The 17,171-nt window shown below is 61.5% G+C and carries 10 protein-coding genes; 6 read left to right on the forward strand and 4 right to left on the reverse strand.

Annotation, left to right across the window (positions count from 1 at the left end; genetic code table 11):
- Positions 1-5: 5 nt before the first annotated feature.
- On the reverse strand, positions 6-3,164 hold the full coding sequence (locus P8L30_12225; GenBank protein ID MDG2240960.1) for a SusC/RagA family TonB-linked outer membrane protein: 3,159 nt from the start codon (positions 3,162-3,164) through the stop codon (positions 6-8).
- Positions 3,165-3,706: 542 nt separating this feature from the next.
- Here P8L30_12225 and P8L30_12230 point away from each other — a divergent pair.
- The gene (locus tag P8L30_12230) at positions 3,707-5,851 is read left to right on the forward strand and encodes a PBP1A family penicillin-binding protein (GenBank protein MDG2240961.1); all 2,145 of its coding nucleotides are present in this window, start codon (positions 3,707-3,709) and stop codon (positions 5,849-5,851) included.
- A gap of 4 nt (positions 5,852-5,855) precedes the next feature.
- On the opposite strand, the gene P8L30_12235 is transcribed toward P8L30_12230, so the two are convergent.
- The gene (locus P8L30_12235; GenBank protein MDG2240962.1) at positions 5,856-7,184 is read right to left on the reverse strand and encodes a thymidine phosphorylase; all 1,329 of its coding nucleotides are present in this window, start codon (positions 7,182-7,184) and stop codon (positions 5,856-5,858) included.
- Positions 7,185-7,443: 259 nt separating this feature from the next.
- Between P8L30_12235 and P8L30_12240 the strand changes: the two genes are divergently transcribed.
- From P8L30_12240 to thiE, 4 genes are read left to right on the forward strand one after another with little or no spacing between them, the layout of a single operon-like run.
- Complete coding sequence (locus tag P8L30_12240) at positions 7,444-7,980, forward strand: 4-vinyl reductase (protein ID MDG2240963.1); 537 nt, start codon at positions 7,444-7,446, stop codon at positions 7,978-7,980.
- Between the two features lie 15 nt (positions 7,981-7,995).
- Positions 7,996-8,424 carry a Holliday junction resolvase RuvX gene (ruvX, locus tag P8L30_12245; GenBank protein MDG2240964.1) on the forward strand — a complete coding sequence of 143 codons (429 nt, stop codon included), beginning with the start codon at positions 7,996-7,998 and terminating at the stop codon, positions 8,422-8,424.
- Positions 8,421-9,431, forward strand: a complete 1,011-nt coding sequence (gene mltG / locus P8L30_12250) for an endolytic transglycosylase MltG (GenBank protein MDG2240965.1) — start codon at positions 8,421-8,423, stop codon at positions 9,429-9,431. The genes ruvX and mltG overlap by 4 nt, the downstream gene beginning before the upstream one ends.
- A 3-nt stretch (positions 9,432-9,434) precedes the next feature.
- Positions 9,435-10,073 carry a thiamine phosphate synthase gene (gene thiE / locus P8L30_12255; protein MDG2240966.1) on the forward strand — a complete coding sequence of 213 codons (639 nt, stop codon included), beginning with the start codon at positions 9,435-9,437 and terminating at the stop codon, positions 10,071-10,073.
- Between the two features lie 2 nt (positions 10,074-10,075).
- On the opposite strand, the gene P8L30_12260 is transcribed toward thiE, so the two are convergent.
- Positions 10,076-11,020 (reverse strand): hypothetical protein, encoded by a 945-nt coding sequence (locus P8L30_12260; protein ID MDG2240967.1) that lies wholly within the window; start codon positions 11,018-11,020, stop codon positions 10,076-10,078.
- A gap of 236 nt (positions 11,021-11,256) precedes the next feature.
- On the opposite strand from P8L30_12260, the gene P8L30_12265 reads away from it, so the two are divergent.
- The gene (locus P8L30_12265; GenBank protein ID MDG2240968.1) at positions 11,257-14,958 is read left to right on the forward strand and encodes an FG-GAP-like repeat-containing protein; all 3,702 of its coding nucleotides are present in this window, start codon (positions 11,257-11,259) and stop codon (positions 14,956-14,958) included.
- Between the two features lie 21 nt (positions 14,959-14,979).
- Here P8L30_12265 and P8L30_12270 read toward each other — a convergent pair whose 3' ends face one another.
- Complete coding sequence (locus P8L30_12270; GenBank protein ID MDG2240969.1) at positions 14,980-17,169, reverse strand: tetratricopeptide repeat protein; 2,190 nt, start codon at positions 17,167-17,169, stop codon at positions 14,980-14,982.
- Between the last annotated feature and the right edge of the window lie 2 nt (positions 17,170-17,171).

Here is a 17,171-nt window from a genome sequence, read left to right on the forward strand (position 1 = left end):
GTCTCCTAGAAGATCAGTTCCAGAACTGCCGTAATCGTACGGAAGTTCGGGTACTGATAGGCGTCGTCACCACCAACGATCCCACCGACTTCTGGGTCGTAACCCAAATAATCGGTGAACGTCAGCAGGTTGCGGCCTGTGATCGAAAGTGCGGCGGATTCGAGGCCCATGCCCCCACCAATCCGCGAAAGCATTGACTGGTCCAGCGTGTACCGGAGGGACACCTCACGAATCTTGATGTAGGTGCCGTCTTCAACGTAGTGGCTGTTGTCCTGGTTCACGTTGTAGAGATCGGAGTAGTACGCTACCGGCTTCTTCAGACCGTCGGCCTTACCGTTCTGGTCGACCTCCCCGCCGCGCCACTCACGCAACGCCCACTGGCGCGTACCGTTGTACTTGTCCGTACCGAACTCGCCATCAAGCAGAATCGTCGCCTGCAGGTTGCCGGCGCGGAACGTGTTGGCCCAGTTCAAGTTGTAGTCAGGGACACCAACACCAAGGAAGAGGAACGGGTTTCCGTCCTCATCACGGTCCTTGATTGGGCGGCCCCATTTTTCGCCGTTCGGACCCGTGGTTCCCCACAGACCCTTGGCGATGCCGTCCTGGTAGCTGTTGCCGGCGCCGACGTATACGAGATAACCGTCGTCGTTGACCTGGTACTGCGAGCAGTCCGTTCCAGCAGCCATTGTGCTGCAATCTTTCGTCCAGCGATCACCATAGTACGTACCGAGCGCTTCACCCTCACGGATGTAACGCGGACCGGAGCGGTATGCCGGACGATTGAGGTACGTGATTTCCTGGGTTGTGCGGTCGAAGTTGATGCGTGTCGACCAACTCAGATCCGGGCGGTTGATGATCGAGGTCTCTAGAGACGCTTCGAAGGTGTTGCTCTCGAGCGTACCGGCGTTCTGCCACTGGCTCTGGAAGCCAGCATAACCGGGGAGCGGCACGTTGAGGAGCTGATCCTCAACCTTGTTGTCCACGTAAGTGAACGTGGCCGCAACCTTGTTCCAGAGGACCATCTCGAGACCGAATTCCTGCTCGGTCGACAGCTCAGGCTTCAGCTGCGCGTTACCGAGCGTCCGCGGCGTGATCACACCTGCTGACACGCTGTAGGTCTCGTACTGGCTCGCGAAACGAGGACGACCACCGGCCGTACCGATCGAGTAGCGAAGTTTGAACTCGTTGATCGCGTCAACGGGCCACCAGTCTTCCTGCGCAACCCGCCATGCAGCGGCTGCACGGAAGTACGTCTGCCAACGCTCCTTGGGACCGAACAGCGACGAACCGTCGCGACGGACGAGGAAGTCACCAATGTACTTACCCTGGTAATCAAGGGCCGTGATGAAGAAGTAGCCCTGCGAGACCACGTCCGTGATGCTGGACGTAGCGTTCGTACCACCAGCGATGTTGTCAAACGAAGGAACGCTTCCGACCGAGAAGTCCTGGCCTGTGACCGAGAAGCTCTCAGAGTGCTGGTCCTCAAGCAGGTACCGCGCCTTCGTGCGCACGGTGAGGTCCCCAAACGCGCGGTTGAACGACGCCGTCAACGACGCGTTGATGTCGTTGTTCAGATTGTTTGAACGGGTCATGTCACCCTTATCTCGCACGATCGGCTGCTGCGGCCCACCCTGCGAGTTCGCATAGTTCAACGGCGTGATGTTCATCCGGTGGAAATCGTACCGGTCCACGCTGTAGTTGGCCTCGAGATCGAACCAGGAAGCCGGGGACCAGCGTGCGTCAACCGCAGCCATGAAGCGCTGACGGTCATCATTCAGGTCCCGGTTCTCAACCGCGTAGAGCGGGTTTTCTTGATTCGCCCGAGGATCCGGGTTGATGAAGAGGCAACCGCCCAACTCTGCAGCTTTCGGGCACAACTGGTCGTTCGGGTTCCGCTTGGTCAAATCGATCTGCGGACCCATGAACGTGATGTTGAAGAACGCGCTACCAGGCATTTCGTCCTGGTGCGACTTCGCGTAGTACGTGTTGAGCGCGATGTCGAAGTTGTCACGAACCTGGTGATCGAGGTTGAGGCGGAAGGTACGACGGTCGAAACCGTCATTCCCATCGATAACACCTCTCTCAGCCGCGTTCGAGAACGACGCGCGGTAGTTCGTCGTACCGGTACGCCCTTCAACGGCAACGTAGTTCGTGTAGTTGTCGCCCGGCTTGAAGAGCCGGTTGATCTGGTCGTACAACACGCCGGGATACGCGTTGTCCTGGAACGCCGTGTCAGGCGTACCACCATCGTCGAGCGTAGGATCCCCAGAGTCCGGATCCTGCAGATCGATGATGTTACCACTGCCATCGACGAAGTCACCGGAAGCGTTCAGCTTGTAAGGGTGGTGGGTGGAAAGGTCAATCTGATTGCCGAGCGCGCCCTGGCCGTATTCGTTACGGACGGTGATCCGCGCTTGGTCGATGTTCAGACCTGAACCACGACGGGTCCGGATCTGAATGACGCCGTTCGAAGCACGCGAGCCGTAGAGCGAGGCTGCCGCCGCACCTTTCACGATTTCTATGGACTCGACGTCAAGTGCGTCGATGTCGGCCATGGTGTTATCCGTGATGACACCATCAATGATGACCAGCGGAGACTGCGAGCCAGTAATCGACGTGGGGCCACGGAACATCATCTGCGCTTCGTCACCGGGCTTACCGCTGGTGCTCACAACTTTCACACCAGCGACTTTACCCGCGAGAAGCCCGTCAGCCGAAGCAGCCGGAACAGGCATCTCAGTGAAGTCGACCTTTTCCACTGTGAACGGCAGCTTGATGCGGGGTGTCGCACCTGCAACACCCGTCACCACCAGCTCCTGCAAACGCAGGGCACTGCCGGTCAGCCGCATTTCAATGGTCGTGGTCTGTCCAGCGGTCACCGTCATACTCTCGGTGGCTCCGCTGTACCCGATCAACTCAACACGAAGGTCGTGTGAGCCCGTTGGTACGTTGAGAATGAGAAACCTGCCCTGTTGGTTCGACAGTCCGCCCATATTGAGCGACGGAATGTAGACCTGAGCTGATTCCAATGTGCGCCCGCTCGCCGCGTCAACAACAGTACCTGTAACGGTACCGGTCGACTGCGCCTGAGCCGGCGGGGCGGATAAAGCGAAGACCATCGCTCCTGCCGCCGCTATAGGAATGCACTTACCCCAAAGCTTCATTTCATGCCTCCTCGGGGGTGGGGAAGAACGCACGGATGGTCAGATCACGGGCGTACGATATAGCACCTGGTCCTCGTGGACCAAATGCCAATACAAGATCCGTCCCCTGCTGACTGAAGTCGCAGGGGCGGATGTGAGCGCTAAGCTCTCGAGGAGTTTCGAACCGGGCGGGCTCCAAAAGCTCTCTCCAGGTCTGACAAGTTGCTCAGACTCCACCCCCCTCACCACACCCCACCACACTAGGAGCCTTCGTTTGAATCATCAGGATCTTTCCTGATTGCTCTGAATGTGCGCGGCACATATCGCTAATGTCAAGCACAGTTGGTCCATTAGCTACAGGGGTCTCTGGTGGATTTCACATGCATGATTATGCGCCGCTTGGGCCACCCTCCAAAATCGCGCTAGCTTGCTCGGGCGGATCGGGATGGCATTCCGCTTGCAACAGAATCGACCAGATATGCTCCCGACCTAGGACCCGTTCAAACATGTCGACAGCCAAGCCAAAGAATCCCTCGCCCTCCGCGACCCGTTTGACAGCCGTTATGGCCAAGTTCTGGCACCCACGGGCTTACCTTTCCGGCGTGACCTTCGCGGGGATGTTGGGACTAGGGGGCGCATGGGGCTCTTGGCAGAACATGTGCGTAGGGGATGCATGCCCTTCGATCGCGCAGATTAGGACATTCGAGCACCAGCAAACCAGTAAGCTGCTGAGCCATGACGGACGGCAGATCGGGGAGCTGGGGATCGAAAAGCGCACGCCAGTGTCGATCCACGCCATTCCCGAGTATGTCCCTCAGGCTGTAGTTGCGATTGAAGACAAACGCTTCTACGACCACGGCGGCTTCGACCCCATCGGCTTCGCACGGGCGATCGTCGGCGAACTCACCTTCCGAAACCTGGGTGGGGGAAGCACCATCACCCAGCAGCTCGCTCGAAACCTCTTTGACGAGATCGGCTTCCGAAGGAGGTACATAAGGAAGGCCCGAGAGATTCAGGTCGCGCTCGACATCGAGCGCTCCTATACCAAGGATCAAATCCTCGAGGCGTATCTCAATGAGATCTACATGGGGCGTGGGAACCTGTATGGCTTTCAGAACGCCGCTCAATACTACGTTGGCAAAAACGTTACGGATCTGAACCCTGCGGAAGGGGCCCTACTCGCCGCCATCCTCAACCGCCCGGCTGCGTACGACCCATTTCGGCACCCGGACCTGGCAAAGGCCCGCCGCGATAGGGTTTTAGCACTGATGGCTGCCGAAGGATTCCTCTCCGAAGAGGAAGCGGCTCGATGGCAGCGGTTCCCGCTTCCCGACACGGAGTCGTCCGGGCCTGGGACGTCCATCGCACCCTACTTCGAGGAATGGGTGCGGCAAATTCTCCAGGACCGCTTCGGCGACGAGATCTACCGAAGCGGGCTAAGAGTCTATACCACCCTCGATGTCGGGATGCAGAAGGCGGCTCGCGAGGCGATGGAATGGGGTTGGGCCAAGATCGAAGCGGATTCTGTTCGATTCAAACATCCACGCTACGCGGAATACGACACAGTTTCGTCGTTCCCAGGCTCCTCGCCGTACTTGCAAGGCGCCTTCGTCGCCCTTGACCCCGAGAACGGGCACGTTCGTGCGCTGATTGGGGGCAGGAATTACCAGCAATCGAAGTTCGATCGGGCCCGGCTCGCTCAGCGCCAGGCTGGCTCGTCCTTTAAGCCCTTCGTCTATACATCAGCGATCGCGAGCGGGCTCCCAGCGTCGCATATCGTTGTCGATGCACCGGTCGTTTACTCTCAGGTCAGCGGAGAAGACTGGAGGCCGGCCAACTTTGGCAACGAATTCCAGGGCCCAATCACCATCCGCGAGGGCATGTATCGCTCGGTCAACATGGTCGCGATCAAGCTGGGTTGGGAGGAAGTCGGCATCGAGACGGTTGCGCAAACCGCCCGGCGCATGGGAATCCAAACAGAAATCGAGCGATTCCCCTCGACCACCATCGGTGCCGCGGAGGTGATCCCGATCCAGGTTGCTGAGGCCTACTCGGCATTCCCGAACATCGGCACCAAGGTCCGGCCCTTCCCCGTCCTGCGCGTCGAAGATGCCGATGGGAATCTGTTGTGGGAGCCACAGCCCGAGCGTACACAAGTGCTCGACAGCCTTGTGACTCGCATCATGGTATCGATGCTCGAGGATGTGGTGACGCGCGGGACTGGGTACGCGGCGATCCGCCTGAACGCGGGACTCCCTCGTGAGGTCCCGGCAGGCGGCAAGACGGGTACAACGAACGACGGCACCGACATTTGGTTCACCGGGTTCACGCCGAACCTACTGGCGTCGGTCTGGTTCGGGATGGACAACCCGGTTCCGATTTTCGAGTTGGGACCAGGATTGGGGGTGGCCACAGGCGCAGTCCTGCCTGCCCCCGTTTGGGGCGAATTCATGCGGCGGGTCTATCTCGGCACCGAGGGCGACGAAGATAACGGCGTGGAAGAGCGCCTCCCGCTCCTACCGATCCCGGAACGTTGGCCGCTCTTGCCTGGTTTGAATGCCGTCCTGGTGGACCGCCAGACCGGCAAGCTCGCGTCGCGGTGGTGTCCCGAGGACGAGCAGTACCTCGAGTACTACATCCCGGGAACCGAACCGACCGAGTTCTGCGATCGATCCAATCGCCGCTTCAGGGTGCCGCGCATCCGCTGACGCCTCAGGCCGGACGAATTCCGGCGGCGTCAACGATGTGAGAAACGAGGGGTCGCTGCGGCTCGGGGTCACCGTCGCCAACCTGGACGGACACCCTAATCGCCTGTTCGCCGATATCGGCCCCAGATTCATCAGCAGCGTGCACCACTGCGAGGAGGTCGCCAACGCCTACGTCGTCGCCGACGCGGGCAAGGACCTCGAAGCCCACACCCAAGTCGATCTCCTGGTCCATTCGTCGCCTACCGCCGCCGAGGGCTACCACTGCCTGCCCTAACACTCTCGGTTCCACACAGCCTACGGTCCCACCCTGCGCCGCGCGCACTTCACGCCGTACGGTGGCTGTAGCCAGAGTCGTCGGCTCGTCAACCACACCGGCATCGCCTCCCTGCGCCTCGACCAAACGAACAAACCGCTCGAGAGCTGAGCCCGAGTCCAAGGCCGACTCGGCCCGATCCATCGCGAGGCCCGGCTCGAGAGCACTGTCAGCGAGCATCAGCATCTCTGCCGCCTGTCGAAGGACTAGAGCCCTGAGATCGGGAGGGCCGTCCCCCTGCAGACAGTGGATCGCCTCCATGGTCTCGAGGCCATTCCCCACGGCCGCTCCCAGCGGACGATCCATTGCGGTCATGAGGGCCACTGTGGGGAGATCCCGCGTCGTGCCGATCCCAACCATGGCCTCAGCCAGTTCGAAAGCTCGATCCACTTCAGGGAGAAACGCCCCCGATCCGACCTTCACATCCAAGAGCAAGCCTGTCAGCCCCTCTGCGAGCTTCTTGCTCATGATGCTGGCAGCGATCAACGGTCGCACGGGCACCGTCGCTGTAACGTCTCTAAGCGCGTAGAGACGCTTGTCGAGGGGGGCGATCTCTGCGCTCTGCCCGAACATGGCGCAGCCCACCTCCTCGAGTACCCGCTTCGATTCTGCGAGCGAGAGTTCCGTAACGAACCCGGGAATTGCCTCGAGTTTGTCGAGTGTCCCCGTCGTGTGCCCCAAACCTCGCCCCGACATCATCGGGACGAAGACGCCCAAGGACGCCACCAATGGCGCTAGCGCGATCGAGACCTTGTCCCCGACGCCACCGGTCGAATGTTTGTCGACGCGCGGCGCATCCAGGTACGTAAGATCCAGAGAGGTTCCCGATGCCAGCATACACCGCACGAACACGTCCATCTCTTCGGCGTCCAGCCCATTGAAGTAGATGGCCATAAGTAGAGCCGACATCTGATAGTCGGGCACACTGCCGTCCATATATGCGGCGAGAAACGCTTCGAGGGTGGCAGATTCAATCCGCTCACCGTCCCGCTTTCGTTCGATGACCTGCGCGGGGGCCATCAACGGATGACGCTCAGCTAGCGGCCCGTTTCCTCGCGACATCTATCGCGTCGGCCCCGATGACCGCACCGAGAAGCAGGCCAGAGATGAAGTTGACGACTTGAGTCTCGTGATGGTATTCCATGACCTCCTCCGGGTCTCTACGCACATTTCATAGTATATATTAGCCACGCGCAGGGTGGGTCCACACGGATTCGCGCAGCCAATATCTCCGATCCCCGAATGGGGAGACGGACAGGGCATAGAACTCGGAGGATGGATGGAAGCGACCACAGCTGCGATTCGCGAGATCGCAGTCCCGGTATCGATCTTCACGACATTGAGGGATGAACTATCGAAGGAAGCGGGGCCTTTGGCGGCCATCCATGCGCTGCACCACGCCGGCTACGAGGCTGGAGTGACTGCAGGGACGACGTTTGGTGGTACGGACCAAGTCGGCGGCATGAGTCAGGCCGCGTTCTGGAAGGAGCTGGGCGATTTCTTTTCCCGCCGCGGCTGGGGCACGCTAGCTCCGGATGGCGAAGCCCAAAGCGTCGGGCTTCTCGCAAGCCCGGACTGGGTCGAGGCCGATCCCACAATAGGTGATCCCGAAGCCAGTTGCTCGTTCAGTACCGGATTCCTATCTGGCTTGATGTCCTCTGTCGCAGGCGGCCCGGTCGCCGTACTCGAGGTCGAATGCAGGAGCCGTGGAGATGCGCGGTGTGGTTTCGCGTTTGGCTCCGAGGCCTCCATCCACTCGCTGTACGGCCAGCTCGTCGACGGGACGGACCTTGACGCCGCCCTGTCGGCGCTCTAGCGGAGCCCTCGCATCGTGCGCGTTCTCGGCGTCGACTTCGGCGAAAAACGAATCGGCCTCGCGCTGAGCGACCCGACAGGTACGATCGCGACCCCGCTCGAGACGCTGGTACGTCGCGCCGGCAAGCGCGTGCCCTTCGGAAAAATGGAATCCATTGGACGTGAGAACAAAGCGAAGCACCTCGTCGTCGGGCTTCCGCTCGGCTTGGACGGAAATGAAAACGAATGGTGCGCTACCATTCGAGATGTGGGGGAGAGACTCGCGGCACGGCTCGGCGTGGACGTCGCTTTTGTCGACGAACGTATGACGTCGGTCAGGGCGGAGCGGGCGATCCGGTCCATCGGGCTGAGCAAGAGTGCGCTGAAAGACAAGCGGCGCATTGATGCGGCTGCAGCACAGCTGATTCTACAGTCTTGGCTGGACCAACAGGGGACGATCCGATGAGACCTCGGATCATGGCCACGACGACAAGCCTTCTTCTTTTGTCCGCCGTGGCATGCTCCGATGACCAGGGTAACCCGCGGGACCCGGTGGACATCACTGTGCCTGCGGGCTCTACGCTGTCCGAGGTCGCCGACACGCTATCCGCACGCGGCGTCATCGGGTCCAAACGGCCGTTCGAACTCTATGCTCGCTTCAAGGGCGCGGACCGCGATATCAAATCGGGTCGCTATGTGTTGGCTACAGGCTCGTCTTGGGGCGACGCACTCGACCACCTGACCCGCGGCACCGTTGTGACCATCCCGATGACGATCCCAGAGGGGTTCCGGGTTCAGCAGATGGTCCCGAGGATCGCTGAGCTTACCGGTCGATCGGAAGCGGACGTCTCCACTTCCCTCGCTGCCCAGGACATCGAGACACAATTGCAGGTGCCTGGCCCAGGCCCGGAAGGGTACCTCTTTCCGGATACCTATCGTTTTGCTCAGGGAGTGCCGGTCGACGCCGTCCTCTCTGCCATGGCGGGACGCTACAACTCGATATGGACGCCGGAGCGAAGAGCACGCCTCGACAGCCTCGGGATGTCAGAACGGGAGCTCGTGACGCTGGCATCGATCATTCAGGCCGAAGCTCGGAAGACGGATGAGATGCCACACATTTCATCCGTCTTCCACAATCGACTCGAGCAGGGATGGCTCCTGCAGGCCGACCCCACGGTCCTCTACGCCTTAGGCGGTCCGCGTGCACGACTACTCTACGCGGCGATCGATTCGGTTCAGGACAACCCGTACAACACCTACACGCAACGCGGGCTGCCGCCCGGACCCATCGGAGCCCCTGGCGAAGCCGCGATCGAAGCAGCCCTCTATCCGGTGACCGAGGAGTACATGTATTTCGTGGCCCGCCCTGATGGCTCTCATGTCTTCACGAAGACGCTGGCGGATCACAACCGAGCCAAGGCCGCGGCCCGTCGCGCCTGGGATGCCATCGGATCGGGCGACGAAGTTCCTTAGGCTGTGACCACTCCCGACCTCTCGGCGCGCCTCTCACTGATCGTCATCGTCGAGCGGACTTTGGCGGCACCCCGGAACGTATATTCCGTCGTTCAGTCCGCCCTCGATGCCGGCGCGCCGGCCGTTCAGCTGCGGAACAAGGGCGACTCCGCTGCTCAACAGATCGAGGCCGCCCGCACCTTACGTGCGATGACCCGCAAAAGCGGGGCGTTGCTGTTTGTCAACGACCGACTCGATGTGGCTCTAGCGGCAGAGGCCGACGGAGTGCACCTCGGCCCAAACGATATCCCGGTGGCAGCTGCTCGAGCGATGGCTCCGCGAAACTTCCTCATTGGTCGCTCGGCAGATGAGCCTGCAGTTGCCCGTCAGGCCGTTCGTGACGGCGCGTCGTACATCGGATGCGGAACCGTCTACGCGACCTCCACCAAGACCGATGCCGGTGATGTGATCGGACTGGATGGCCTTCAACGCGTTGCGGAGTCTGTGTGCGCTCCGGTCGTCGGGATCGGGGGGATCACGGTGGAACGGGTGAGGGAAGTGCTAGGCGCCGGTGCGGCTGGAGTCGCGGTTGTAGGAGCGGTCATGGCCGCCAAGGACCCTGGCGAAGCAGTCCGGCGAATTTTCACCGCCAGGGACAGCTAGGCCTACCTGCGGCGGTACCACCCCTCGAGCAACAGCCGGTGGTGGATCAACCAGCTGACCTTACCACGTCCGACCGGTGACGAATGCAGGCCGCCTTGGTCGAAGTCCGTCTGGTTGTAACAAATCCCACCACCATTCATGACTTCAGAAGCGCAATCCGGGGCCCATGCGTACGCGCCCCAACCATACCACACCCCGTTCACCATGGAGTTCTGCCCGAGCCACGAATTGACCGCGTGGCCCTCCTCGTAGCTGAGAGGCTCCCCACCGCCCGCGAAGCCAGCGTAGTTACGCGAGGACGTGTATACGGCTTGAACATTGGGAAAGAACGTCGTCACGCGCTCGGCGAACGTATCCAAATTGTCGTAGAGATTCTGATAGTCCGACTCGGGGTGAGGATACGTGGGGAGTGGCGTTCCGTCCGCCCGAGTCGTCTGTCGATTCGCCGCTGTATGATACACGACACGAATCTGATCTCGACGGATGGGGATGTAGGGCAAGAGCACATTTAGGCACGCGCCCCACAGATTCCAATCATGTTCGGCATTCAGCCAGTCCTCTATACCCGCCCCTGGGCGACCACAGTTGAGCACCACGACCTCAGAAGCGACGTCACCGATCCAGTGGCTGTTGATGCGCGCGATATAGTCCCCGCACTCGGTCGCGGGGTCGCTCATGCCGATGCACACGACCCCGATGCGACCCTCGACGGGTTCCACCAGCGGGGTGCCGTTGTTCACCATCCTAAGCCAGAGCCCTTTGTACTTCCCTGGCGTGGTCAAACCGTCGTCTCCCCGATCGATAGGGAACGGTTCCTCTACGTCGTAACCTGGAGGCGATCCGTCGTCCGGGGTCGGATCCAACCCGAACTCGCACCCGGATAGCACCATGACGATCGTCCCGAAGACGAACGCCGTCCGGGATCCATAACGCTGCAGGTCGAACATCAAGTGGCGTACCTGGGTCTTTCGGAACTGGAGAGGTGGGCGCAAAACGCCGTTCTGGAATCTCTGCACGCAGGCACGTCGATTCCGTGACCAACTGTGATGTGACGGACGTGGCGTCGCAAGACAACACCCATAAACCCGGCCGCGGATCTATCGAATACGAAGCAGGGCCACGGGGTTGCACTACAGAGCCCACACAATGTCCTTTCGGGGCCGCCTTCCCCTCAATACAGCACATGACCTACACACGAATGACATCTCGAGCCGGCACCCTGTCCAGGCTCATTGTCTTGGCAATGCTCGCAGCGTCCTGCGGCGAGACAGCTCCGGAGTGGCAGGGAGACGGCCCCATCCGCTGGCAAAACATCGTGCCTTCAGGCGATGGGGGTCCGGGGTTCACAAGCCTTACGGAACGCCAGACCCGCGTGACCTTTGTAAACGACCCATCTGAAGAGATGACGACGCTGAACCAACATCTCGCGAACGGAGCGGGAGTGGCGCTTGGTGACCTAAACGGCGACGGCGACGTGGACATCTTTCTCGCCAACACGCGCGGGGAGAACGCGTTGTACCTCAATCGGGGCGGCCTGCGTTTCGAAGAGGTCGGCGCAACCGCCGGGGTGCACCTGACCGATCGGTATCCGACCGGGGTGGCCCTGGCCGATGGTGATGGTGACGGAGACCTAGACCTGTTCATCTCGTCCATGGGAGCCCCTCTCACCTATCTCGAGAACGACGGGCTCGGCCATTTCACGAACCAGTCCAACGAGGCGGGCTTCTCCCTCAGCCGTGCAGGCAGCACGATGTCTTTGGCGGACATCGACGGGGATGGGGACCTAGACCTCTACGCTGCCAACTATCGATTGGATCGTGCGGCTGATGCGTTTTCTCCGGAGGACCGAAGGGACACTCCTGTGCTCGAAGAGCGGGACGGAGAATGGGTCGTCAACGAGATGTACCGTGAGTACTACCAGGTGGTTCTTGGGCCTGAGGGTGTCATGAGTTGGGAGTTCGGTGAGGAAGACGATCTATACCTGAACGATGGATCGGGGCGTTTCACGAGAATTCCCGTACAAGGCGACCGCTTCCGTGAAGCAGACGGGACGCCACTGGATCTCGAACCCCAAGACTGGGGCCTGAGCGCACGGTTCAGGGACCTGAACCAGGACGGCGCGCCCGACCTCTACGTAGCGAATGACTTCGAAAGCCCCGATCACATATGGATGAACGACGGATCGGGGACCTTCCAACGAATGGGGGGCCCTGCTCTGCGAAAGACGAGCCACGCTTCCATGTCCGTGGCCTTCGCGGACGTCGACGCCGACGGGGGCACCGACATCTTCGTCGCAGATATGCTCCCGCTTTCCACGAGGCACAGAAAAACCCAGGTCTCGACCCTGACCGAGCGACGAGCAATGCCGGGGGTGGTCTCCGCAACCATGCAGGTCAATCGCAACACCCTGCTCTTGTCTACGCCCGGCGCTGGATACACCGAGGTGGGCCAACAAGCGGGTGTCGCAGCATCGGGCTGGACGTGGGGAACCGAATTCGTCGACGTGGACCTAGACGGCTACCAAGATCTGCTCGCCGCCAACGGGCATCGTTGGGACCCTCTGGATGCGGACACTGGCGAGCGACTCCGTCAGACTCCGGCTACCGCGGGAGCGGATTGGCACGAGGTCATCAACCTCTTCCCACAGCTTCGGACCTCGAACGTAGCGTTCCGTAACCTAGGAGACGGCAACTTCGAGCTCATGCCCAACGGGTGGGGACTCGACGTCGGGCCAGACATCTCGCACGGGCTCGCCACAGGCGATCTCGATGGAGACGGCGATCTAGATGTGGTAGTCAATCGGCTCGGTGACCCCGCGCTCGTGTTGAGGAACGATGCGGGCGCCGCTCGTCTCGCGGTTCGACTGATTGGAAGCCGGCCGAACACAGCCGCCGTCGGGGCCAGCATCACAGTTACCGGTGGCCCCGTTGTGCAGAAGCGTGAGGTCGGAGCCGGCGGGCTTTACCTGTCGCATGCCGACGGAGCTCAGAGCTTCGCCGTAGGGGATACCGAGTCACTGACAATCGAGGTCCGATGGCCGGACGGCACATACTCCGTGGAGGCCGACGCGCTCCCGAACCGCATCTACGAGATCTCCCAAACCGGCGCTGCTCCCCGCCCAAGGGTGGCAACGGACACGGACGCGTCGCCTGCACTCTTTGAGCGGATAGCCGGTGGCCTGAGCCCTCAACACAAAGACGCCCCCTTCGATCCGCGACGCGATCAGATCTTGCTCCCCCGCACACTGAGTCGACTCGGACCTGGCGTAACCTGGACCGACGCTGATTCGGACGGCGACGCCGACCTCCTGGTTGGGGGTGGGGCTGGCGGGACGATTACTTCCTGGGAGAACGCAGGGGGACGATTCGGCGCTGGTCGACCGTCGACCCCTCTGACGCTGGATGTCACCACGATCCTCCCCGAGCCTGAACCGGCCGCAGCGATCGTCGGTGTCGCGAACTACGAGGCTCCCGACCCCGAGGCGGCTCGTGCGGCGGCACCCGCTCTCACGATGAGTCTCAATGGGATGCGTCCAGGAGGGCTCCGGCCCACGCTTACCTCGAACGGGGCCTCCACGGGACCGCTCGCCTCTGCCGACGTGGATGGCGACGGGGATCTGGATGTCTTTATGGGGGGACGAGTCTATCAGGGCGCCTACCCACTCGCACCGATGTCCCGACTCTTCATCCGCAACGCGGCAGGTGCCCTGGTCTATGATTCGGTGGCGTCTGCCCCGCTCTCACAAACCGGACTCGTTTCAGCAGCAACGTTTACAGATATCGACGGCGACGCCGACCCTGATCTGGTTCTCGCTATGGACTGGGGCCCGCCACGGCTCTTTGTGAACCAAGACGGACGTTTCTTTGATCGTACTCGGGAATGGGGTCTGTCCGAATACTCGAGTTGGTGGAATGGGGTGACCGCAGGCGACCTCGACAGTGACGGACGCATGGACCTGGTCCTCACCTCTTGGGGACGGAATATCGGCCTGAGGCCCGAGCCGGGCCGGCCACTCATGGCCTACTGGGGAGACTTCGATCGCAGTGGTACGCTCGACGTTCTTCTGGCTATGCAGGACGACCGCATAGGCGGCGTCGCTCCCCTATCAAACCTCCTCAGGCTTTCCACAGGCCTTCCATTCGTCCGCAGGCAGACGACTCCGACCTTCGGAGCTTATGCCGACGCGACGCTAGACCAGATCCTAGGGCCCGCCAGCGAGACCGCCCGCATGCACACCGTGAGCACCCTGGACCACATGGCCTTCCTCAACCGAGGAGATCGGTTCGAAGCGCTCAGGCTTCCGGCAAAGTCTCAGGAAGCTCCCGCCCACGGAGTCTCAGTGTCAGACTTCGATGGCGATGGTTCTGAAGACATCATCCTCGCGCAGAACTTCTTTCCCAACGCGACCGGTGCCGAGCGTCGAGATGCCGGATACGGCATGCTTCTGCTCGGAGACGGCGGCGGGACGCTCCGCGCGACTTCACCCTTGGAGTCGGGAATCGCACTCACTGGGGATCAGCGCGGACTCGCCGTCGCCGACTTCGACGGCGACGCACGCTTGGACGTCGCCATTGGCCAAAATTCGGGATCGACTCAATTGCTTCACAACGTCGGAGCCACTCCAGGGCTTAGAGTACGCCTAGTTGGGCCGCCCTCGAATCGTCATGGAGTGGGTGCCGCGATCCGAATCGTTTACAGCAACAGGATGGGGCCCGCTCGGGAAGTCAGAATGGGCTCCGGCTTCTGGTCCGTCGACGACCCGGTTCAGGTGATGGGACTCCAATCCGGAGCGGAGGCGATCGAGGTCCGGTGGCCAAACGGATCTATACAACGCGTCGAGATCGAGGACGGAACCCTCGAGGTTACGGTGCGTCAGCAGAACTGACGCGTTGACGACCCGAGCAGGCTAACGACCTGGCTGTACGTAGGTCCGCTGTGCTCGATACAAGTCTCGTCGGGCGGTCAGTTCGGGGATTCGCTGGCCCTGATCTCTAAGACGTGCTTCGGCGATTGCTTGCTCGATGAGAGACACCGCATCAATGAACCGTCCGCCTGCTGCGAAAGCCGCAGCCTGCACATCCAGGACCGCAGGATGTGGTCCGGCAATCTGCCGAATCTGGCCCGCGAGGTCGGCAGCTAGATCGGGACGGCGATTCTCCGGACTCCCGTCTGTGGCCAGCGCCCATCCAACCGCCAGGGCTGCCCCAACGTTGCTTCCGTCAATCGCGAGCCCCGCATTGAGTTCCAATAAGGCATCCTCGCCGCGGGCCAACGAGACGAGGGTTACGGCCCGATTGAACCGTGCCGGAGCGAACTGTGGGGCGATCCGGATCGCGGCCCGGTAGTGGACCTCAGCTTCTGCATGACGTCCGAGGTCCCGCAAGACGCTCCCGAGGTTGTTCCGAGACTCCGTGTGCACCGAGTCAATGGAGACCGCTCGCTCCAGCGCCTGCAGGGCCCCCGACAGATCGCCTGAAGTGGCCCTAAGCCGGCCAAGGTCGTTCCACGCGGACGGATAATCGGGGAGCGCCGCCACTGCCCGTTCGTAGAGCCTGACCGCGGCGTCAGCCTCACCCTGCTCCTCCCGGATAAGCCCCATGTTGTGGAGCGCCTGAGCGTAGTTCGGGTTTATCGAAAGTGCTCGTGAATAGTCGTCCACAGCTTCGTCCAAATCGCCGATCGACTGAGCGTGACTCCCTAGTGCGAAGTGAGCCTCTGGGTCGTCGGGCTCGGCGTCGAGCCGATACATCCAACCCTCTACACGATCGTCGACGTCCTTCGCCGCAAGCGCCTGGGCTAGTGGTATCACATCCTCCGGAGCGTCTGGCATTACCTGGAGCCAGAACTCGGCCATCTCATCCGTTGAGTTGGGGCCGTACCCACACCACTGGGGCGGATCGAACGGATTTAAGGGGTTCCCAGCGGAGTTGTCGTACAGGTACCGGATGTGCACGGTGCTTTGTGCAGGGATCGGGATCGCCTCCGAATATTGGTAGGCATCCTGCCAGTTGAAATCCCACTTCGGAATGTTCAGTAACGGAATCGAGTCGCCTGCAGGGGTGATCGCCCACCCGTCCATCTGCTTGCCCCGATAGTGAGCGTGTGGATACACACCCAGTGCGGTCACGGAAACAGGCAACTGTATCTCATCGATGACTTCGTAGTCTGTATCTCCCGCAGGGATATCCATCGTCTGACCGCCGAGCCTCACGATCAACGGGATATTCTCTGGAGGTTCATCCGTGAAGTAGAGCCCCACTGAGACTCCTGCATCTGCAGGCGTACCGGTCGGACGTAGGTGCAGCTGGACGACGAAGTCGGTCCCGGGCTCCAAGAGCCATGCCATGCCCGGTGGATACGGTGTCGGGATGCGTCCCGGTGTCCAGCCGAGGAAGAAGCCGCCTGGGGTCCCCGCCTCCGTCCGCGAGAACATGTCATCGAAACCCGGTAGGGAATCTCGAGCGTCCGCTAGGCGCGACGACGCCGTCTCATCCACCCTCACGGTCGCATGGTGGACCACCTTGGTATTCTTCGGCCGGAGCTCCACAGCTCTGACCCACCGAGGTCGATCGACGGACGCCGGAATCACGAAATTTCGAAACAGCTCGGGGCCGCCTCCCGGAACGGGGAAGCCCTCTTGGGTCTCCACGACAAGGTCCGGCCCGCCAAGAGTCCAACCCTCCGTGAACGTTGGCGGGTCGGGCGCCCGCTCGAGATCTCCTTCGGGCGCTCCCGATGCCGCCCATGCGACGAGCAGTTCAATCTCGCCCTCTTCGAGAAGCCGCTCGCCATCCATGTGCGGTCCGTCCGCCGATGGGAGCCACGGAGGCATCTTCCGCGCGGACACCATCTCAGCCATGTCCTCAGCGCGTCGGGACGCCCCTGCATACCGCAACATCGAGAACGGTGCGGAGCCCTGCGGCCGATGGCACTGCGCGCACTCTCGATAGACCAACTCACCAACACCATTCGACCAGGTGGGTGGCTCTCCCGCTCCACAGGCTGCCAAGATCGTGACGCCAAGGGCGGAGGCCGCCCAAGCACCGGACCGTAAGAGCTTGCCCAAGTGTCTGGATCGTGGTTCGCGGTAGCTCATAA

The sequence above is a fragment of the Longimicrobiales bacterium genome (assembly GCA_029245345.1).
Classification (GTDB): Bacteria; Gemmatimonadota; Gemmatimonadetes; order Longimicrobiales; family Gaopeijiaceae; genus CALFPJ01.